Source organism: Caballeronia sp. GAWG2-1 (assembly GCF_023631405.1).
Lineage (GTDB): Bacteria > Pseudomonadota > Gammaproteobacteria > Burkholderiales > Burkholderiaceae > Caballeronia.
The window spans coordinates 19503-40097 of sequence record NZ_JALQDD010000032.1 but is presented as its reverse complement, the minus strand read 5'-3'; the positions used below and the strand labels follow the sequence as shown (position 1 = coordinate 40097).

Annotated in this window: 20 protein-coding genes and 2 pseudogenes; 3 read left to right on the top strand and 19 right to left on the bottom strand. The window is 59.2% G+C overall.

What is annotated here, in order from left to right:
• Nucleotides 1-59 precede the first annotated feature (59 nt).
• From NCR98_RS22455 to NCR98_RS22430, 6 genes and pseudogenes are all read right to left on the bottom strand, one after another.
• Nucleotides 60-1034 carry a dipeptidase gene (locus tag NCR98_RS22455; protein WP_250527338.1) on the bottom strand — a complete coding sequence of 325 codons (975 nt, stop codon included), beginning with the start codon at nucleotides 1032-1034 and terminating at the stop codon, nucleotides 60-62.
• Nucleotides 1035-1076: 42 nt separating this feature from the next.
• Nucleotides 1077-1625, bottom strand: a complete 549-nt coding sequence (locus tag NCR98_RS22450) for an NYN domain-containing protein (protein ID WP_284503919.1) — start codon at nucleotides 1623-1625, stop codon at nucleotides 1077-1079.
• Nucleotides 1626-1641: 16 nt separating this feature from the next.
• Entirely contained in the window at nucleotides 1642-2541 is a 900-nt protein-coding gene (locus NCR98_RS22445; RefSeq protein WP_250527337.1) for an alpha/beta hydrolase, read from the bottom strand.
• A 198-nt stretch (nucleotides 2542-2739) separates the two neighbouring features.
• Nucleotides 2740-2883: a hypothetical protein gene (locus NCR98_RS22440; RefSeq protein WP_250527336.1), complete on the bottom strand. Its 144-nt coding sequence runs from the start codon at nucleotides 2881-2883 to the stop codon at nucleotides 2740-2742.
• 423 nt (nucleotides 2884-3306) lie between these two features.
• A complete protein-coding gene (locus NCR98_RS22435; RefSeq protein ID WP_250527335.1) occupies nucleotides 3307-3528 on the bottom strand; it encodes a porin family protein in 222 nt (73 codons plus the stop codon).
• Nucleotides 3529-4335: 807 nt separating this feature from the next.
• A pseudogene (locus tag NCR98_RS22430) lies at nucleotides 4336-4662 on the bottom strand (amidohydrolase family protein); the annotation flags it as partial.
• Nucleotides 4663-4882: 220 nt separating this feature from the next.
• Between NCR98_RS22430 and NCR98_RS22425 the strand changes: the two are divergent.
• Nucleotides 4883-5106, top strand: a pseudogene (locus tag NCR98_RS22425) (arginine--pyruvate aminotransferase AruH); the annotation flags it as partial.
• A gap of 92 nt (nucleotides 5107-5198) precedes the next feature.
• On the opposite strand, the gene gabT reads toward NCR98_RS22425, so the two are convergent.
• The 9 genes from gabT to NCR98_RS22380 form a co-directional block, all read right to left on the bottom strand.
• On the bottom strand, nucleotides 5199-6494 hold the full coding sequence (gene gabT, locus NCR98_RS22420) for a 4-aminobutyrate--2-oxoglutarate transaminase (RefSeq protein WP_250527333.1): 1296 nt from the start codon (nucleotides 6492-6494) through the stop codon (nucleotides 5199-5201).
• 58 nt (nucleotides 6495-6552) lie between these two features.
• On the bottom strand, nucleotides 6553-7302 hold the full coding sequence (locus NCR98_RS22415) for a class II aldolase/adducin family protein (protein ID WP_250527432.1): 750 nt from the start codon (nucleotides 7300-7302) through the stop codon (nucleotides 6553-6555).
• On the bottom strand, nucleotides 7302-8780 hold the full coding sequence (locus tag NCR98_RS22410; RefSeq protein ID WP_250527332.1) for an NAD-dependent succinate-semialdehyde dehydrogenase: 1479 nt from the start codon (nucleotides 8778-8780) through the stop codon (nucleotides 7302-7304). The genes NCR98_RS22415 and NCR98_RS22410 overlap by 1 nt, the downstream gene beginning before the upstream one ends.
• 31 nt (nucleotides 8781-8811) lie before the next feature.
• Nucleotides 8812-9837 carry an ABC transporter ATP-binding protein gene (locus tag NCR98_RS22405; protein WP_250527331.1) on the bottom strand — a complete coding sequence of 342 codons (1026 nt, stop codon included), beginning with the start codon at nucleotides 9835-9837 and terminating at the stop codon, nucleotides 8812-8814.
• Nucleotides 9834-10889: an ABC transporter ATP-binding protein gene (locus tag NCR98_RS22400; protein WP_250527330.1), complete on the bottom strand. Its 1056-nt coding sequence runs from the start codon at nucleotides 10887-10889 to the stop codon at nucleotides 9834-9836. The genes NCR98_RS22405 and NCR98_RS22400 overlap by 4 nt, the downstream gene beginning before the upstream one ends.
• Entirely contained in the window at nucleotides 10886-11674 is a 789-nt protein-coding gene (locus tag NCR98_RS22395) for an ABC transporter permease (protein ID WP_250527329.1), read from the bottom strand. Before NCR98_RS22395 ends, NCR98_RS22400 begins: the two co-directional genes overlap by 4 nt.
• A 9-nt stretch (nucleotides 11675-11683) precedes the next feature.
• Entirely contained in the window at nucleotides 11684-12622 is a 939-nt protein-coding gene (locus NCR98_RS22390) for an ABC transporter permease (protein ID WP_250527328.1), read from the bottom strand.
• 33 nt (nucleotides 12623-12655) lie between these two features.
• A complete protein-coding gene (locus NCR98_RS22385) occupies nucleotides 12656-14140 on the bottom strand; it encodes an aldehyde dehydrogenase (protein WP_502799792.1) in 1485 nt (494 codons plus the stop codon).
• Between the two features lie 66 nt (nucleotides 14141-14206).
• Entirely contained in the window at nucleotides 14207-15187 is a 981-nt protein-coding gene (locus NCR98_RS22380; RefSeq protein WP_284503917.1) for an aldo/keto reductase, read from the bottom strand.
• 104 nt (nucleotides 15188-15291) lie between these two features.
• Here NCR98_RS22380 and NCR98_RS22375 point away from each other — a divergent pair, with 104 nt between their 5' ends.
• Nucleotides 15292-16083: an alpha/beta fold hydrolase gene (locus NCR98_RS22375; RefSeq protein ID WP_250527326.1), complete on the top strand. Its 792-nt coding sequence runs from the start codon at nucleotides 15292-15294 to the stop codon at nucleotides 16081-16083.
• A 49-nt stretch (nucleotides 16084-16132) separates the two neighbouring features.
• The gene (locus NCR98_RS22370) at nucleotides 16133-16843 is read left to right on the top strand and encodes a GntR family transcriptional regulator (RefSeq protein WP_250527325.1); all 711 of its coding nucleotides are present in this window, start codon (nucleotides 16133-16135) and stop codon (nucleotides 16841-16843) included.
• A 59-nt stretch (nucleotides 16844-16902) separates the two neighbouring features.
• Here the strand turns inward: NCR98_RS22370 and NCR98_RS22365 are convergent, their stop codons facing one another.
• Genes NCR98_RS22365 through NCR98_RS22350 form a run of 4 tightly spaced genes read right to left on the bottom strand, consistent with a single transcriptional unit; the run spans nucleotide 16903 to nucleotide 20513 of the window.
• Nucleotides 16903-17511, bottom strand: a complete 609-nt coding sequence (locus NCR98_RS22365) for an amino acid synthesis family protein (protein ID WP_250527324.1) — start codon at nucleotides 17509-17511, stop codon at nucleotides 16903-16905.
• Between the two features lie 2 nt (nucleotides 17512-17513).
• Nucleotides 17514-17918, bottom strand: a complete 405-nt coding sequence (locus NCR98_RS22360; RefSeq protein ID WP_502799791.1) for a carboxymuconolactone decarboxylase family protein — start codon at nucleotides 17916-17918, stop codon at nucleotides 17514-17516.
• 13 nt (nucleotides 17919-17931) lie between these two features.
• The gene (locus NCR98_RS22355) at nucleotides 17932-18762 is read right to left on the bottom strand and encodes a hypothetical protein (RefSeq protein WP_250527323.1); all 831 of its coding nucleotides are present in this window, start codon (nucleotides 18760-18762) and stop codon (nucleotides 17932-17934) included.
• The gene (locus NCR98_RS22350; protein WP_250527322.1) at nucleotides 18759-20513 is read right to left on the bottom strand and encodes a hypothetical protein; all 1755 of its coding nucleotides are present in this window, start codon (nucleotides 20511-20513) and stop codon (nucleotides 18759-18761) included. The genes NCR98_RS22355 and NCR98_RS22350 overlap by 4 nt, the downstream gene beginning before the upstream one ends.
• Between the last annotated feature and the right edge of the window lie 82 nt (nucleotides 20514-20595).

Sequence of the window (20595 nt, the reverse complement as noted above, 5' to 3'; positions counted from 1 at the left end):
ATCAACGGATAAAACCTGACTGGAGTGTTCAGCTTCGACGTTCTGGCCAAGCGACTCTGCTACTTCCAGACACGACCAAAGAAGTCGAGCCAGTTCCTGCCCATCACTTTCTCGATTCGACCAGCCGACCAGCCGCGCCGCTCAAAGGCGGCGTAGAAGTTCGGATAGTCGGCACACGAACGCATTCCTTCCGGATAGGTCACTTCACCGAAGCGTGTCAACTGGCGCGCGTAGCCCTTATCGCGGATGCCGTACTCAATCAACTCATGCGTCAGATTCTTCGCGAGGTCGGTACCGATGCCGACGTTGTCCTCGCCCAGCAGATTAGCCACGTGGTCGATCTGCACGACGTAATCGTCGATCGTGGCCGCTGGTCCTTTTGGTGAGAACGGCGGAAAGCCGGTGACTCCCACGAAGCCGCCGCGATCCACGATGAATTGCAATTGCTCGTCAGACTTGTTGCGCGGATGCTGCTTCAAAGCCAACGGCGCAATGTGCGTGTAGCACACTGGATCTTTTGAATAGCGGATCGCATCGTCGGCGGACTTCGGACCCACGTGGCTCAGGTCGATCAGAACGCCCAACCGGTTCATTTCATCGATCGCCTCGCGGCCGAAGTCGGACAGGCCGCCGTCGTGACTTTCGTAGCATCCGGTGGCAATCCAGTTTTGCGTGTTGTAGGTCAACTGCATTACCTTCACGCCCAACTCGTGGAAGAGTTGCAGGTATTCGAGCCGGTCTTCGATGCCGCCCGTGTTCTGCCAGCCGAGTACGACGCCGACGCGATTGGTCGCACGTGCGATTTCGACGTCTTCCAGACGATAGACCTGCATGATCAGATCGTCGTTTTCACGCAGGAATTTCTTGTAGGCGCCGAGCTTGCGCATCGTGCCTTCGAAGTTCTCCCAGATCGAGCAGGTGCAATTCGCAAGCGACAGTCCGCCAGCATGCATCTCTTCAAACAACTCACGGCTCCATTCAGCCACGACCAGGCCATCGACGATCAGATGGGATGCACGAGTCACTTGAGTCATAGAACTCCCTAATCTAAAGAAAAGGCGCTGTCCGCCGAGCGGTTATCGGTAGGAATACACCGGCTTTCCGCCGCGGCGAATAAACCCGGCAACATCGGGCACGGTCAGTTCGGCATAGGTGTCGCAGTGAGCAATAAGCCGGTTGACCGGATCGGTCGTGTACTCGTAGAAGCGCAGATCGACCGCCTTGCCCATTCCACGCACGGCCTGAATCGGCTCGACCAGGTCCGGCCGGCGCGTGACCAGCAGCGCGCGGTCGTAGTCATTGCGCGCGGCTTCCCTGATCATCCGCGTGGAGAATCCGGCTTCGATCCCGCGATCAATATAGATATGCGCCTTGATCTCCGCGGGATAGCTGACCGGCTCAAATCCCTGCTCCTTGAAACGCGCGGCGATTTTCAGTTCGTGCGCCCGCCGTGCCGGGTAGATATGTTCAGGCGCAATCGAGCTGAAGTAGTACATTCGGTTGAATTCAGCTTCGGGCATGAGCTTGCGGATCAGTCCTGCGAGGTCGATATCCATTGACATGCCCAAACCACGCGTGCCGTTCAGAAAATAGGCACCGTCTACGTAAACGTTAGTCCTTTGCATCGTTTTTCCCCGGCGATCAGCAGGTCCTGAAGAAATCAACAATCGACTTCACCGTCTTGCTCTGCGGATCGCACAGATCGAAGACATACGTCGAGTGATCTTCCTCGGGGAATACGGCATATTCGGTGCGCAAGCCTTTCTTCCGGCAAGCATCCACGAAGAGGCTGGCCTGGCGGTGAAATTCCTGCGATTCCTCGTCGCCGACCATGATCTGCATCGGCGGTGCCTTCTCCGGAATTTGAAACAGCGGGCTTTGCGAGATCACCGCTTCGACCGTGAGTTGCACATAGGTCTGGATATAGCAGGCTTTGATCGCATGCATGTCGTAGATGCCGCTCATCGGTGCGACGCCTTTGAGTACGTTGGCGGGCAACCCTTCTTCTCGCCAGTCGGTGAGCGCCATCATCGCGGCGAGATGGCCGCCTGCAGAATGCCCGACGAGAAAGATCTGGTCCGGATCGCCGTTGACTTCCACCGCATGTTCATAGGCCCACGCGACCGCTGCACGGCATGCCTGCGTCTGATCGGGAATACGCACTTTCGGGCACAGCGCGTAATCAGCGACAACCACCGTATAGCCGTGATGCCAGAAACCATTGGCAGCGTAATTCCACAGCTTGCGGGTATTCTTATGCCACCATCCACCATGAATGAAGATGACGATAGGTGCGCCGGGCTGTCTGGCAGGGAACACATCCACGCGTTCTTCATCGCGTGCGCCAACTCGAATATTGACGATCGGCTTTAATGCTTCTACCGTCTTTTCACTTTGAACCTTCAGAAACTCTAGATAGGGAGCAAGGTCCGAATAGGAGCGAACGAGATCGAGGTGACTACTGATCTCATCCGGATGTTCATAAGGGGTTCCGTAAAGCATCGCACGTCCTTTTCGATATTCGCATGCTGATTCGGCCATGCAGAGGTCATTCGCTTTTCAAGCTGGTCAGATTAAAGTAACGGAGCGTATTATTCCAACTCAATCGAGTCTGGATTATACGAAGACAACTTCTCAATCAATTTCAATTAAATGTGACTCAGGTCACGTTCCTTGAATCGATGGTCTGGCGCTTGGCAGGATCGTTGGTGATTTAGCCTGGCAGCGCACACGCCACAATCAGAACTGGTGCGCAATACCAATCATCGTGATGATGCGATCCGATTTGCCGGCGAGCGGCCAGGTAACCGCGCTCGAGGCTGCCGCCGCGCCCGTTCCATTCTGGCTCGACGCATGGCCGTAAGCGGCTTCGGCATAGATCATGGTCAACTTGCTCAGTCCGGGGACGTGGCCGCAGTTCCTTGCCGATAGGTCGCGGACGAATCGCCGCGCGATTTCAGCAGATCGTGGCCGGCCTCGATGGTCCGCGACGGCCTTGCCCTCCAAGTTGTAAAGCGCGAGACGTTGTTACAGCGCTCAGCGTTTCAGAACGTCGAATAGGCGTTGGTCATGTTTTGGAGAGGCTGTAGTAGCCGCCAAATATGACTTTTCCAATCTGATAGCTTGGACCGGCACACGCGATAATGACGAACTGGCGGTCTCATAAGCGGCGTTGACGGTGGGAAGAAGAGTTCGGTGCCACTGCCGGTGCAGCGCTCCAATTCGACCGGATTTCCATTATCGGAATGATGTAGCCGGCGGCGAAAGCCAGGTTGTCGGTGCTGTAATTCGCCGCGCCGGCGACAGCTAGCCTGATCCCGTCGAGCCCGCAACGGTACCGGATGCGTACAATGCACCGAGCTTGAGGCCATTCCACGACGGGCTCGGCCACTTCACTGCATTGCTGATTCCGATCGAGCTGTCCGCGAGATTGACGTCGCCTGGCGCGGTGGAATACTCAAGGTAGTAGTTGCCCTGTACAGGTGTCACGATGTCCTGCAACACGTCGAACTGACGAACGAGCGTCAATGTGACGTATTATCGTCCGACAGGCCCACGTAGGCATTGCGGTCGAACAGGCCGTCGCGTTGTGCAAAGCGCCGCTACATAGATCGAACTGGCATCCAACTTCGAAGATCGCATTCAGACCGCCAGCGAGATCTTCCATGCCGCGCAACCCCCGACGGCTGATATATCTTACTCAATTGCATGGAAAGCTGGTTACTTTGGCCGCCGGTGTAATGCAAGTACTGCCGGGATTCGTTGAGCCGGCCATACAGCTCAACCGAAAATTGAGCATTCGATTGCTGCGATATCACAAAAGCCGATAGTACGACCGCCGCACTCGCGACGATTTTCACTTTAATGCTCGACATGTCAATCACCTTGATTGGAGTTGATGAAAGATCGACCGCAATGGGTGTTAGATAACCAGATAAGTCTGTTTAGAAATTTCAGCAGTAGGCAAATTGTTTAGTTACCCAATTCAAACTAATAAAGCAAATATTTGACTCTGTAACTCTGCTAATTGGCCGACGTGTTCCCGTCATGCCGGGAAAGAGCCGTCCCTCCGTCAGCCGATTGAATTGATGCACGGGATAGCTGAAATCACCTCGCAGGCTCGTGGAATTCGCCCACATTGTTGAACATCATCGAGCGGCACCACACTGTCCGGTTGACAGAACGCCGTCGAGGCCAAGAAACCGCCTTGGAAAACGCTCACTCGGTCGCACCGGCCTGAAAGGCTCGCCGATTGCGATAGGCGGCGCAGCGTTCGATTACGTGCATCGCTGAAATGGACTAGAACCCGCACTACGACGCGGGAAAGCAAATCGTCTATTCGACGCTGCATCCGGCCTCCATCGCCTTTCGGATGTTGTTGCGGCGCACGCCCCGCGCGATTTTTATCTTCGCGATGCCTTCCGGCCGCGCCCCGCTCTTCTCTCCTCTGGCAATGGTGAAGTCGGAGATCGACAGTGTGGGCACCAGCCATGTGCCTTGCTTCAACATGATATCGATGCAGGCTTCGTCGATGAACGAGCCATGCTTCACCGTATCCACCCCGGCTGCCAGAACGTGGCGGATGCCCTCAGTGGAGTGCGCGTGTGCAGCCACGCGCATGTCGGAGTCATGGGCCTCGGAAACGATGACCTTCATTTCCTCGACCGTATAGTTCGGCTAGTGCACCTTGTCGCCGGCCGAAAGAGTACCTTCGGCGCAAGCGGCGTCTTCGACTTCGCCGGGTCATAAGGATATGAATGCAGCGACGGATCAAACCACCACGCGTCGAGCGGCGCGATGGACTCGGCCAGCGGATCAGCAGCTTCTAGAAGTCGTACGCTATGACCGGTTGGCGACTGGGCTGGATCATCGGCCGGAGACCGTCGATACACTGCGTTGCTTGCTGCCCGAAGCGGGCATATACATGATGATTGACGTGCGCGCAACGTTAGCACGTACGTTTTCACGTGGCAGCTTTTCCGCGAGAAAGGTGTCTCACTGCTGGATGCGAGCCTGTTTGGCGAAACCGCGAAGGGCTTCATGCGGCTCAGACTGGTGGTGGACGAGCCGCGTCTGATCGACGCCTGCGATCGCACCGCGGATTTCGCGCGCCGTGAAGTTGCGCGGGCGTGGGTTTGTGTGAAGCCGGTCACGCGCAAAGAGCGGGCCGTCGCAACCCACTCGCGTGTTAGCCAGCGTTAGACCACCAGCGCTTGGCGTTGTGTCGCGGCTTCGCGCATCACGTCCACTAGATTCTCGATCCCTTCGGCGAACTGCGCATCGCCGATCGTCAACGGAAACAGGAAGCGGATCACATTCGCATTCACGCCGCAAGTCAGCAGGATCAGCCCGCGTTCGAGCGCGAGAGTCTGCACGCGCTTGACGAATGCCGCATCCGGCTTGCGCGTTTGCGGATCGCTAAATTCCGCCGCTATCATTGCGCCGGGACCGCGCACATCGATTAATTGCGGCACAGTTTCGCGCAGTGCGTGCAGATGTGCCTTCAGGCGATCGCCAAGCACGATCGCACGCTCGCAAAGCCGCTCTTCGTCGATCACGCGAATCACCGCCAGCGCCGCCGCGACCGCCAGCGGATTGCCTGCGTACGTGCCGCCCAAACCGCCCGGCGCGGCGGCGTCCATCAGATCCTTCCGTCCGGTGACCGCCGACAGCGGGAAACCGCCCGCGAGACTTTTCGCCATCGTCGTGATGTCGGCACACACGTCGTGGTGTTCCATCGCGAGCAGCTTGCCGGTGCGCGCAAAGCCGGTCTGCACTTCATCGGCGATCAGCAGAATGCCGTACTGATCACAGATCGCGCGCAGGCCGCGCACGAAGTCGGCGGGCGCGGGATTGAAGCCGCCCTCGCCCTGGACTGGTTCGAAGATGATCGCGGCGACGCGCTGCGGATCTACGTCCATTTTAAAGAGCGCATGGATCGCTGCAAGCGCGTCGTCGGTGCTCACGCCGGCCGATGCGCTTGGAAACGGCGCGTGAAAAACTTCCGACGGGAAAGGGCCAAAGCCGAGCTTGTAAGGCGCGACCTTGCCGGTCAGCGCCATGCCCATCATCGTACGGCCATGAAAGCTGCCGCCGAACGCGATCACAGCAGGCCGCCCGGTCGCCGCGCGCGCGACCTTAATCGCGTTTTCCACGGCTTCCGCGCCGGTGCTGAACAGCGCAGTCTTCTTGTCGAAGTCGCCGGGCACACGCGCATTCAGCGTTTCTGCGAGCTCGACATACGACGCGTACGGCACTACCTGATAGCAGGTATGCATGAAGCGATCGAGCTGTTCGCGCACCGCATTAATGACCCTCGGATGACGATGCCCCGTATTGAGCACCGCAATGCCCGCTGCGAAGTCGAGATAGCGATTGCCTTCGACGTCCCACAATTCGGCGTTCTGCGCACGATCGATGTGGAACCGACACATCACGCCGACGCCGCGCGGCGTGGCGGCTTCCTTGCGTTGTATGAATTCGCTGTTGTTCATGACGCTGATTCCTTGATGATGGCGACGGACCATGGCCGATGAACCGCCGGATGAAAAGTCAGTCGAGATACGACGACGTAGTCGGCGCGAGGCGTCGCAGATACGCGTTCCACTCGCGGCGATAGGGATCGTCGCTGGCAGCGTTCGACGTGCGTTCCCACTCCTCGTACTGCGTGGCGGTCAGTTCGCAGACGGCGTCGTTGAGCGGCCAGGCACGCTCACCGGTTGCCTGAATTGCGAGTTGCACGCGGCACGCGCGATCAAGGTTAAGCATCAGGATGACCGCTTCAGCGATTGATCCGCCGCACGTCAGCAGACCGTGATTGCGCAGGATCATCGCGGTGTGCGCGCCCAGATCGGCGATCAGCCGCTCGCGCTCGGCGAGGTTGACAGCGATGCCTTCGAACGCGTGATACGCGATGCGTCGATGAAATTGCAGCGCCCACTGGTTGCACGGCTGTAAGCCGCACGCGAGCGACGCCACCGCGACTCCCGCTACCGTATGCGTGTGCGCGACACATTCGGCGTCATGGCGTGCCTGATGGATTGCACTGTGAATCACGAATCCAGCGGGATTTACGACGTGTTCGGTCGGCTCAACGATGCGCCCTTCCGTATCGATCTTCACCAGCGAAGACGCGGTGATCTCGCGAAACAGCAGGCCATACGGATTGATTAGAAACTGGTCGCGTGTCCCAGGAACGCGCGCCGAGATGTGCGTATCGATGCCGTCGTCGAGACCATAGTGTGCGATCAGCCGATAGGCTGCGGCAAGGTCTTCCCGTGCTCTTCGCTCCTGTGCGGCGATCAAGCGACACCGCCCATGCACAGGTATTTCAGTTCAAGGTAATCATCGATGCCGTACTTTGAACCTTCGCGCCCGAGTCCGCTCTCCTTGATGCCGCCGAACGGCGCGACTTCCGTCGAGATTAGCCCTTCGTTGATGCCGACCATGCCGTATTCGAGCGCCTCAGCAACGCGCCAGATGCGCCCGATGTCCCGTCCGTAGAAGTACGACGCCAGGCCGAATTCGGTGTCGTTTGCCAAACGGATCGCTTCTTCTTCGGTCGAAAAGCGGAAAATCGGTGCTACCGGTCCGAAAGTCTCTTCGCGAAAAATCTTCATGTCGCGCGTCGCGCCCGTCAGCAGCGTTGGCTGGAAAAAATTTGCGCCATACGCATCGGCTTCGCCACCCACCATCAGCTTGCCGCCGCGCGCAAGCGCGTCGTCGACGTGCTCCTGCGCTTTCGCTACGGCCTTTTCATCGATCAGCGGTCCGAGCTTCGTGTCGCCGTCGAGACCGTTGCCGACCTTCAACTGTGTGATCGCGTTCGCCAGCTTGCCGACGAACGCATCGTGCACGCCTTCCTGCACGAGGAAGCGGTTCACACAGACGCAAGTCTGGCCCGCATTGCGGAACTTAGACGTTATTGCGCCGTTCACGGCCGCATCAAGATCCGCATCGTCGAACACGATGAAAGGCGCGTTTCCGCCCAATTCCATTGAGGTCTTCTTGACGGTGCCCGCGCATTTTTCCAGCAGTAGCTTGCCAATTTCCGTCGAGCCGGTGAACGAAAGTTTCCTGACGACCGGGTTGCGGCACAACTCGTCGCCGATCAGCGCCGCGTTGCCCGTCACGCATGACAGCACGCCGGGCGGCACGCCCGCGCGTTCGGCCAGCACACATAGTGCGAGCGCCGAAAATGGTGTCTGGCTCGCCGGTTTAAGCACCATCGTGCAACCAGCGGCAAGTGCCGGTCCAATCTTGCGCGTCAGCATTGCGGCTGGAAAATTCCAGGGCGTGATCGCCGCGCACACACCGATCGGCTGCTTGATGACGACGATGCGGCGATCGCCTGCTGGAGCGGGAATTGTGTCGCCGTAGACTCGCTTCGCCTCTTCTGCGAACCACTCGATGAAAGAGGCGGCATAGACAATTTCGCTGTGGCTTTCCGCGAGCGGTTTGCCCTGCTCGCAGGTCATCAACGTCGCGAGATCGTCCTGATGTTCGAGCATTAGATCGTACCAGCGCCGCAGAATTGCCGCGCGTTCCTTGCCAGTTTTCTTAGACCACGCAGGCAACGCGCGTTGCGCGGCATCAATCGACGCGCGCACCTGATCGAGCGTCGCGCGCGGCACCGTGCCGATCGTGCGGCCATTGGCCGGGTTAGTCACGACGATCCGCGCGGAAGGGTTCGACGCTGTCCATTCGCCGGCGATGAACGACTGTTCGCTAAACAGCGACGGGTCGCGCAACGCGGGCATGGCAAGCACATCAATCGACATCAACAACTCCAGTTCGGAAATGAAAGTGAGGTCACAACACGTCGTCACGAATGCATGCCTTGAAGTGCAGCGGCGCAACCTCGCGTATCGCTGGTCGCTGCTGCGCGCATTCCGGCACCGCGTAAATGCAGCGCGTGCGAAATACGCAACCGCTAGGCGGCGAGACAGGATCGGCGACATCGCCTTGCAGCAAGACGCGTTTTCTACGCTGTTCCGGCCGATCGTTGGGAACGGCGGAGATCAGCGCTTCGGTGTACGGGTGCTTTGGCGTCTGCGTAATCGAACGCGCCGGTCCGATCTCCATGATCTGCCCGAGATAGACCACGACGATGCGATCGGACAGATATTCCATCACCGTCAGATCGTGCGAAATAAACAGCATCGCGAGATTAAGGCGCTGCTTCAGTTCATCAAGCAAGCTTACGATCTGCGCCTGAATCGATACGTCGAGCGCGGAGATTGGCTCGTCGGCGACTATAAACTTCGGATTGACCGCTAGCGCCCGCGCGATCACTACACGCTGCCGCTGACCGCCCGACAGCGCGGTCGGGCTGCGGTCTTTATAGTCATCGGACAGCGACACAAGGTCGAGCAGTTCACTTACGCGCCGGTTCACTTCGCCTTCGGTCGCGTAGATGTTCTGGACCCTCAGCGGCTCCGCGATCACATCGCGAATCTTCATACGCGGGTTGATCGACGCGAACGGGTCCTGGAAGATGATCTGCGCGCTGCGGCGGTACTCGCGCAGCGCCGATGCGTTCATTGCCATCACGTCCCGGCCGTCGAAGCGGATTGCGCCGCCCGTAGGCTCAATCAGGCGCAGCACGGATCGGCCGATCGTCGTTTTGCCCGAGCCGGATTCACCCGCTAGGCCGAGCGTCTCGCCCGACATGATATCGAATGAGACGTCGTTGACGGCGTGCACGTGGCCGACGAGCTTCGAGAACATGCCGTGCCGGATGTCGTACAACTTTCGCAGGTGGCTCACAGTCAGTAACGGCGCCGCGGCAGCCTGCGTGGCCGCCGTGTGAACGGGGGAATCGAGAGTGGGCGTCATATCGTTTGACCCTGCAAGACGGGCATGCATTGCGGCGTCTGCTCCAATTCGCGCCAGCGCAGACAGCGCACCTGGCGCAGGCCGTCGTTGGTCGCTTCGAGCGATGGTACCTGTTTGTCGCAACGTCCGACGACCGCATGCTCGCACCGCTTATGGAAAGCGCAGCCGCCCGGGAGCGACGCCGGGTTCGGCGCACCACCCGGGATCGGTTTGACGCGGTGACGCGCGTCGCCCAGACGCGGACGTGAGCGCATTAACGCCTGCGTATAAGGCATCAACGGACGGTTGAACAGCTCCCCGACTGGCCCCGTTTCGACAATCTCACCCGCGTACATCACAAGCGCGCGATCCGCGATCTCAGCCACCAGCGATAGGTCGTGCGTAACGAAAAGAATTGCCATCTGCGTTTCCTGCTGCAGCTGTTTCATGCGTTCCACGATCTGCGCCTGCACAGTCACGTCGAGCGCGGTCGTCGGCTCATCCGCGATCAGCAACGCAGGATGGCACGACAGCGCAATCGCGATCATCACGCGCTGACGCATGCCGCCGGAAAGCTGATGCGGATAGCTTTTCAGGCACTCTGCGGGGCTTGGAATGCCGAGCATCGATATGAGGCGCAGCGCTTCAGTGGCACGTTCTCTTGGCCGCATCTTCCGATGCGTTCCGAGCGCCTCTTCGATCTGCGCGCCGATGGAATGAAGCGGGTTCAGCGAAGACATTGGCTCCTGAAAAATCATCGCCGCATCGTTGCCGCGCATGCGCTGCAATTCACGCTCTCGCAGCATGACGACATCGACGGTCCGTCCGTCTTTGCGAGCAAGACGAATGCAGCCGCGCACCGACGCATTGCCTTCAATCAAACCGAGCAGCGCAAGTCCGGTTGTCGATTTACCGCAACCGGACTCACCGACGATCGCAACGATCTCGCCCTTGCCTATTGAAAACGAAACGTCGCGCACGACTGAAGTAGGCGGCTGTCTCTTGCCGCTGTCGAACGACACGGAAAGATGCTCGACCGTGAGCACGCGGTTGTGTTCTAGAGTGGCGGTCATTTAATGCTGGTTCCGATCAGGTAGAAACTGAACACGGTGGCGGCGACAGCGGCGCCCGGCGCAAAACTCATGCTGGGGTTCATCGCCAGATAGTCGAACCCAGCGCGTACCATCGCGCCCCAATCAGGCGTCGGCGGCGGCATTCCAAGGCCAAGAAACGACAGACTCGCGGAAGTGAAGATCGAGTACGCAACCGTCAACGCGAACTGCGCGGCAACGATGCGCGCGGTGTTCGGCCAGATGTGCTTTAGCATGATCCAGTCAGCGCGCGCGCCAACCGCTTTCGAGGCCTCGACAAACACCGACTCTCGCAATGCAAGCGTTTGTCCGCGCACAAGACGCGCGATGCGCGGCCAGCTGACGAAGCCCAGCACGAGCACAAGGTTGATAAGCGTCGGACCGATCATCGCGGTAATGATGAGCGCGAGAATGAGCCCCGGCAGCGCGATAAAAATGTCGATCACTTGCGTGCACACCAGATCGACACGGCCGCCGAGATAACCGGCGACGAGGCCGACCGGAATGCCGATGATAGCCGCGATTACCGCCGCGCCGATCCCGACGATCAGCGACGATTGCCCGCCAAAAATTAGGCGCGAAAGGATGTCGCGGCCAAGCTCGTCGGTACCGAGCAAATTGTCGCCGCCAGGCGGCGCGAGAAACATGATGCTGCTCGCGGTCGGATCGTGAGGCGCGAGGAACGGTGCGAGGAGTGACATCGCGATCATCACCAGCAAAATCAGGCCGCCGACTTGCACTTTGGGACGTTTCAGAATGTCGAGCACTTCGAACTCCTAGTTCAGCCGGATCTGCGGATTGATCAGCATGTAAACGACATCGGCAAGCAAGTTCATCACAATCACTGCAACGATGATGAACATTCCGACCGCTAGCATCACCGGATAGTCCCGCGAAAGAATCGACGTGACGAAAAGCTTTCCGAGGCCGGGCATCGAGAACAGCGTCTCGGTGACGACCGCGCCGCCCATCAGCTGACCGAGACTGATGCCGATATAGGTGATGACCGGTAGGATCGAGTTGGGCAGAATGTGCCGGAAAGATACGCGGTGAGCCGAAAGACCCTTGGCCCGCGCGACGCGCACGAAAAGCCGCTCGCGCACCGCCTGATACTCAGCGCGATAGACCAGCGTGAAGGCGCCGAAGTAATAAGCGGCGAGCGTAGCAGTCGGCAGAATCAAGTGTTCAAGATGCACGAACAACCCGCGGTCCCATGGCACCCAGCCCACCGATGGTAGCCAGCCGAGCTTTACCGAAAAGACGAAGATCGCGACCATCCCGAGCATGAAATTCGGCACGGTCATACCGACAATAGACAGCACGGTCGCAAACGGCGTGATCACGCGCTGGCCCCACGTCATACTGCTGAGGCCAACCGAGACGATGGTCGCGACCGTGATCGCCAGCACCGCGAGCTCGACCGTCACCGGCAGCGAGCGCAACATCATCTCGGCGACGGTCTGATGCGTTGTGTACGAGCGGCCAAGGTCGCCGGTCAGCGCGTGACTGACCCAACTCAAGTACTGCAGAACGGCCGGTCTGTCGAAGCCCATCTGATGGCTCAGATCGGCGATCGCTGCAGGTGTTGCATCCTGGCCGAGCATTAGCGCAGCCGGATTGCCGAAGAACACCGCAACGCTAAAAAACAGTAACGCGGTGATGAAAACGAGATTTGGCGCGGCCCATACGAGCCGTCTGCCTATCACTGTCAACATAAGAGCATGCCCCCGATAAAGCGTGCGGCGCGTTCAGCGCATTACGAATGGATCTGCGACCGCTTCGCCGCCGACCTCGATCATTATTGCCTTCGTCTCTGTGTAGTCCTTGAGGGCATCAATGCCCGCTTCGCGGCCGTACCCGCTCTGCTTGAAGCCACCAAACGGCACGTTAACGCCGGTCACACGATAGGTGTTGATCCACAGGCGTCCCGCCTGAATAGCGCGCGCCGTGCGCATAGCGCGCGCGAAATCGCGGCTGAAGATGCCGCCGGCGAATGCGTAGTCGCTGTCGTTTGCAATGGCGATGGCTTCCTCGTCCGTTTGGAATTTCAGCACGCTGAGCACAGGGCCAAACAACTCTTGACGCACGATCGGGTAGTCGCTTGAATTGCAGAGCGCGATCGTCGGCTCGAAGCACAGATTATGCAAAAGTCCTCTGACGCGCTTACCCCCGGCGACCACTCTGGCCCCCCGTTCGACTGACTGCGCAAGCAGCGTTTCTATGCGACTCACCTGCCGCTCGGTCGCGAGCGGCCCCATGTTCGTCGACGCGTTTGTCGGGTCGCCGATCGTGATGGTCTTCACGCGGTCAACAAGCTTTTTGATCATCACATCGTGGATCGATTCATGCGCGATCAACCGGGAACCTGCCGCGCAACTCTGCCCGCTTGCGCCAAAAATTCCAGCGACGATCCCGTTCACGCAACTGTCGAGGTCGGCGTCGTCGAACACGATCACCGGCGACTTGCCGCCCAGTTCGAGCGAGAGTTTGGCAATGTTGTGCGCGGAGTTGGGTATTAGCTTGCGCGCGGTTTCCACACCGCCGGTAAACGCGATACGGCGCACCAGGGGATGGCTAGTGAGCGTTATCGCGCAAGGATTGGCGTGCCCGGACACAAAGTTGATGACGCCCGGTGGAAATCCGACCTCGTGTGCGACTTTCGCCAGCGCGAGCAGCGGCGCCGACGCATCTTCGGATGCTTTTATGACGATCGTGTTGCCGGTCGCGAGCGCGGGCGCGATCTTGTACGCCGATAGCTGCAGCTGAGAATTCCACGGGATAACAGCCGCGACCACGCCGACCGGCTCGTGCAACACAAGATTCAGCATGTTCGATGCGGACGGAGGGATCTCTCCCTGCAGCTTGTCGGCGAGGCCCGCGTAGTAGGTGTACGCACGCGCAGTGTGCGCTGCCTGCCAGGTCGTTTCCTTCAGCAGCTTGCCCGTGTCCTGCGTCTCGACGAAGCCAAGCCGGTCCTTGTTTTCGACGAGCTTGTCGGCAAACTTCTGCAACAGCGCCGCGCGCTCATTCGGCGTCATCCTCGGCCATGGTCCGCTCGTGAATGCGCGATGCGCGGCCTGTACGGCGCGATCTACGTCGGCGGCGGTCGCGTCGGGAATGGTTGCCCATTGCTGGCCAGTCCAGGGATTGAGACTGTCGAACGTGCGGCCGTGATCCGCCTGCACGAATTCACCGTCGATGTACATTGCGAAAGTTTCGATTTGCTGAGTCATAGAAGCGCCTCAATGAGGGATGGCACGGCGCGCAGTGTCCGTGGCGATGAGTGGCTGCGGTGGCGCTCAGTGAGTCCTGACATCGAGCGGGCGCGTTTCGTACGTATCGATCAGCACGCGGTTATCGTCGTCGTCGAGCCGGGCGTTGAGCGCAGCTACGGCACTCGTCACATGTTCGGCTTTGGTGGCACCGAAGATTGGTGATGTAATGCCGGGCTGGCGCAACGCCCAAGCAAGTGCGATCTGCGCCGGTTCCACGCCGTGCTTTTCCGCAATCTGCGCGACCCGTTTTTGCGCCATAAAGTCGCCGGGACGGTGGTAGTGCTTGAGCGTGTAATCGTCGGACTCGTGACGGACGGTGTGATTGGCCGCTTTGCGCCGATCCGCGCATAGGAAGCCACGCGCGAGCGGGCTGAACGGCACTATCGCAATGTCATATTCACGGCAGAACGGGAGCAGTTCTCGCTCGGCTTCGCGGTGGCAGATGTTGTATTCGCATTGCATTGACGCGAACGGTGTGCGTCCCATCTGCTTTGCGAGGCTCACGCAGTGTACGAAAGCCCACGCGGGCATTGTCGTCGCACCGACATAACGGACCTTGCCGCTCGTGACCAAGTCGTCGAACGCGACGACCAATTCTTCCAAATCCGTGTCCGGTTGCCAAATATGCGTTTGCAACAGATCGATGTAATCGGTTTTCAACCGCGCGAGCGATGCATCAACGGCGCTAATCACGTGCTTGCGCGAATAGCCACGCGCGTTCGCGTGTCTGCTCATCGGATTACCGAGCTTGGTGGCCAGCACGATCTCGTCACGCGAAGCGTAATCCCATAGCGCATTACCAAGCACCGTTTCGCTCGCACCCGACGAATAGAAGTCACAGGTATCGATCAGATTGATACCGGCCTCGACTGCAGTGCGTAGGATCGGGCGCGCCTCATTCTCTTCCAAGATCCACTTGCGCCACGAGGGGCTTCCGATGCCCATTGCACCCAGTCCGATGCGCGAAACGCGCAGGCTCGATCGACCAAATCTTACGTACTCCATGAAGCAGTCCCCCGTGAGTCGTATGTCTATCCAATATTGACCAAGTCTAGTCGAAATGTATTTTGTCAGCTAGTATCTCGTATACCAACAGATTAAGTGGGGTGATGCAAGTGGAAAAAATTCGTGCGAGCGACGGGTTGGAGCTTAGCTACGTGAGGCAAGGGAGCGGGCCGTTTGTTACGCTCATACACGGCATTGGTGCTGATCAGGCGAGTTGGGACGCTATAGCTAGTCAGCTTGAAATGCGTTTCACGGTGATTCGCGCGGACCTGCGCGGCCACGGCGCGTCGGACAGAATGACTTGCTGCTCGCTGGATGATCTCGTAGCAGATCTTGGTAGGCTGCTTGATGCAGTGGGAGCGCAGAAAACACATCTGGTTGGCTTTTCATTGGGCGGGTTAATCGCGCAGAAATATGCGATCGAAAATTCCGTGCGGCTTGATCGGCTTGTGCTGATCAGCTCGGTGGCCGAGCGTACCGATGAGGAGCGCGCCCGCGTGTTGACGCGTGCGGATCAGATCGATCGCGAGGGGATTGCAGCGGTCGTGGCGGCAGCTGATGAGCGGTGGTTCACGCCCGCATTCAAAGCTGCTAATCCGCAGCGCATCGCCGAGCGCCTCGAACAACTCGTGCAAAACGATCACCGTTCATACGCAGCGGCCTATCGCGTATTCGCCGAAGCGGACCGGGGGATGGCCTTCGAACGCATCACCGTACCGACGCTGGTAATGACCGGCGAAAACGATCCGGGATCGTCGCCGCGGATGTCGCGCCTGTTACATGAGAAAATTGCAGGGTCGCAGCTACGCATCCTGCCGGAATTGCGCCATAGCGTGCTGCTCGAAGCGCCGGACCTGATCGCCGGATTGCTGCTTGACTTTTTCCAGCCAACATAAAAACCGACCGGGCCGCGCATAGCGGCCCACATGTAGACAAGGTGTGACGATGACAGAAGACGCAATGGTTGCCCAAGAACTGGGGTTGGGCGTCACCAAGAACGAAACCATCCGCATAAAAACGCTGAACGTACTGCGTGAAGCAATTATCGCAGGACGGCTCGCCCCGGGCCAGAAGCTAATCGAACGCGACTTATGCGAGCAGACCGGCGTGAGCCGCAGCAGCATCCGCGAGGCGCTGCGCAATCTTGAATCGGAACGGCTCGTCGAGAGTCTCGACACGAAAGGCGTTGTAGTAGCGACGCTGACGCCCCAAATTGCCGCAGAGATCTACGAAGTGCGCGCCGCGCTCGATTCGGAAGCGGCGCTGCATTTTGCCGAGCGCAGCACCGATGCCGACATCGCCGAACTCAAAGCGACTTTCACCGCGCTAAAGACGACGCCGGTCGAGAACGACGATGAGTTCCTAGCGGCATCGAATCGCTTCTACGCGATCATCTACCAGGGCGCACGCAACGAAACTGCGAAGTACGTGATGCAACTGCTCGGCGCACGCATCAGTCTTCTGCGCGCCACAACGACGCGACGCGCACCGATCGATCGACGGCATCGCACAGTGGAGCTAATGGGGAAGATCTTTACCGCGCTGAGCAAGCGCGACGGCAATGCAGCCGCCTCGGCGGTTCGCGCACTTATCGAGCGTTCGGCGCAATCGGCATCCGCGTTGCTGAAAGAATCTCAGGGAAACCGGCAAAGTTGACTCCCGAGCGATCCTTGTTTCGACGATGCAGTGCTCTCACAAGCACTGCCCTCTATGCGTTAGCGTGGCGCTGCAGCTTCCGCCTCCGCTTCTTGCGCGATTTCCTTTGCATCCTGATGCCGATCTCCGATGCGCGCGTGCGGCCGTCCGCCGCTTGCAGCTCCCAGCACAACAACGATTTCGTCGGGGTTCGGCGCATCGGGAATTGCGAATTCGAGCGTGATGAAATACGCCCGCGCCGAACCGTCGTGAATGTGCTTAATCGGGATCTGTAGAGACGTATTCAGCCCGCCGCGTTTGTTCGTGAACGACAGGAAGCTCTCCGCCTGGACCGCGTCCCGGTAGTGATTGCCGAAGCGCAGATTGTGGATCACTGCCGACGCGTGCTCGACCTCCCCGCCACCGCCTACGACCGCGCTCTTGCCGTAGGCTTCGATGAATGCCTTTCCACCAATTTCATCGAGCATACGTGCCGTCATCACACTGCCGAGTTCGCTGCAGCCCTCGCGCTGTTCGGGCGACAAATCTTCGACGAAGCCACGCCCGAACCACGGATTGCGAATCACCGCCGCGATACCGACAATCGTGACGGGCGTAGTCAGCGCCTTCGCGCCTTCGATGAACGTGGTTTCCTTATAAACCACGGTTTTGCGAATCGAAAACGGCATTGTTATTCCTTGGGAGAATTTGTGGGTTGGGTAGCAAGTTCGGCAAGCACCTTACGCGTGACGCGAAAGCAGTCGACGCCTACAGGAATGCCGCAATACACCGCGATCTGGATCAGCGCGGCGCGCAGTTCGTCACGACTTATCCCATTCTTCAACGCGCCGCGCACGTGCAATTCGAACTCGTGCATTTTGCCAAATGCAGCGATCATGCCGAGGTTGAGCAGGCTGCGCTCACGCGGCACGAGCGTCGGATCACCCCACACCGTGCCCCAGCAGTATTCGGTGACAAGTTCCTGAAACGGCCGATTGAAATCATCGGCGTTCTTAAGCGACTGATCGACATATGCGTCGCCGAGCACCTCACGGCGGCGCTGTTCGCCAATAGAAAAGCGTTCTGCATCCATCATGTCTCCTTTCACGTCACGCGGCAGGACTCGGCGCCTGGAAGCCCGCCTGCATCCGCGAGCGTTCCGACGACGGCGCCCACGTGCGCGTTTCGAGTTGGTACAGAAAGCCGAGGTCGGCTTTCTGTACATCCACACCGTGTGAGTAGGCACGCTTAAGCGCGTAACCAATGTGCTGGCAGGTGATGCCGCTTTCCTTCGCATTGTCCGCACGCGCGCCGATGCCGTCGTCGGCGACGAAAGGAAAGGCGATGACATCAAGCGAGTTTTGATCGGCGTTCGCTGCGGGCAACGTCGGCAAGAATTTTTCGCCCGCGATCTCGCGCCACGACGCAATTAATGCATCGCTGACTGACGCATCCCCAAGTTGGCCCGACAACGATGTCACATCGCCATCACGCGTCGCCGCGTAGACGCGCCACGTATGCTTGCCATCGATGATCACCAGCCCAAGCCCGCGTTTTGCTGCAATCGTCGCTGCGCCCGTGAGACCGATGAGATCAGCGAGATGCGTGACGCCAACGCGCACCGCGCCACCTTTTCGCTTTGCCATCCCAGCGATTAAGTCAACCACCCGCGGCCCCATGTCGAGCATCGAACGTCCCGCCGCATTAATGACGCCAGTGCTCGCATCAAAGCTCGGTTGATGGCCGGAAAACGCGGCGACCAGCGCCCTTTCATGCTCGCGCACTGCGGCAAGCGTGTGACCATCGAGCGCCTGCGAGTATGCGAGAACGCGCGCCATCGCTTCGATTGCGCCGACCGGACAGCCCAGCGCACGTAGACTCCACCATGAGACACGGACGATTTCAGACATCGCCGCCGAAACCGTTGCCGGCTGATTCATGACAACGTCTCCGTCTGGATGGCCGGCTCAACCGGATAACGCCAGTCTCGCGTCACGCCGGCGGCAATCTCGCCCGGCAGCGGAATGCCCTGGAAGAACACTCCACGCACATAACGGATGGAAAGCGGCGTCGAACATTCAATGCCAAGCGAGGCAAGGAAAAAGCGGATTAACTGAGCAGGAATAAAGTCTCGGTGAATCAGGTTATCTCGGATTTCGGCGTACGGCAGGCCGTCGAGATACTGCACACGCGACACCGCCATCTCCAATTCCGGGTGCGAAAACATCAGTTCGCCGACCAGCGCATCGTCCTCGAACGTAGTTGCCACGCACGCGAGCCGTTGCACGATGCCGATATGATCAACGAAAGACTCGAACTCCTCGTGCGGATCGATGATGCGTTCGCCGCGGCGCTGCTCGCCGTTGTCTGCAGAGTGATACCAGAACGTCTGACGCGTCTTTGACAGCAGCATGTCGTAGCGCAACGCCCAAGTGTAGTTTTTGCGTAGCAGGCGCTTCAGTTCGCCTATCGGCATCTCCGCTACCACGTCGCGCTCGCGCGTCGCTCCGACGGCGAGATAGTCGGCGAAGCGGTCGGAGACTGCGGGGTACAGGTCAATCAGCGCTGAATTGAGGTGTTCCTGAGTTTCCGCATCGAACGATTCGGCCGCCTCTGCGAGGTCCTTCCATGTCCTAAGACAGCGGTTGTCGTCTAGCCAGCCAAGAATCGTGCGCAGATTTCCGGCAATCACCTTGTTCGGCACCACGTAGTCTTCCGACTGAACCTGCACGGTGCCGCAGTACGCGGCGACGCGCCTGAGAAGGTCGCGCAGCCGCGCGGTGTGAGTCCCATCGACGGGCATCGATTTCGCGTAGCCGAGCGCCGCCTCACGCACCGTCAGCCACGTTGATACCCAATGCGGCCAGCGCTGCAACGCGACACACATGCCCTGTCCCGACGAATTGCCGACTGCGAGGTAGCGCGCGATGTCGTCGGCGAGGCGAACCGCGTGCGGATTGCGCGCACGGGCGATCGCGTTGACGAGGTCGATTGACACCTGGCGAACCATGTAGAGGCCGAAAAGATCGGCGAAAAATGGATGAGCGAGCGGATGATCTTCGGGAATGCCGAGGTACGACAACGAGCCGTTGCGACCGCTGCCCTGGAAACCACCGTTACGCAGGAGATAGGCAGACGCACTGCCGATCAGCCCGGACTCCGGCTGGTGCCCCGACGCCAGCGCGTCCACGACGTGATCAAAGATACGCGCACTGCGATTAGCAGGCGTCCAGCCAAGGACCATCGCATCAGTGCGCATCGCTTCGACGTTCTTAAGGTCGAACGTGGCGAACTCGCGCTCGATGCGTGTCGCATCCGGTGTTCCGACGAACAGTGCCCCGAACATGTCGCGGTTCGCGCCATCCGAGCGCCGTCCCACCTTTTCTTTGCCATCCCATTCGTAAGCGCGCGCTATGTACGTGAAATTCACGCCGCGCGCGCTTATGCGATATACCAGCCGCGCCTGCCCCGTCGCCTCTGCTTCGCACGACTCTAGCGAGACCTTCCAACGTTCGTCGACCATATGACGCGCCAGCACATATGCAAAGCTCACGCGCGACGCTTTCATCGCGCCGAGCAATGGCCCGATCATGATCGATCCTGCAGGCCGCATGTGGCTAACGACCCTCTCGACCGCTCCGGCACCCAGCAACCCCGTCGCGGCCTCCCTCAAGAAGGGTGGCAATTCCATCGGCATAGCTGTCCTTATTGTTGCCCGCAGTGTCCACACCGACGTCTTAACAGACAGGTGAGATTCATGTCTTTTAGTATAC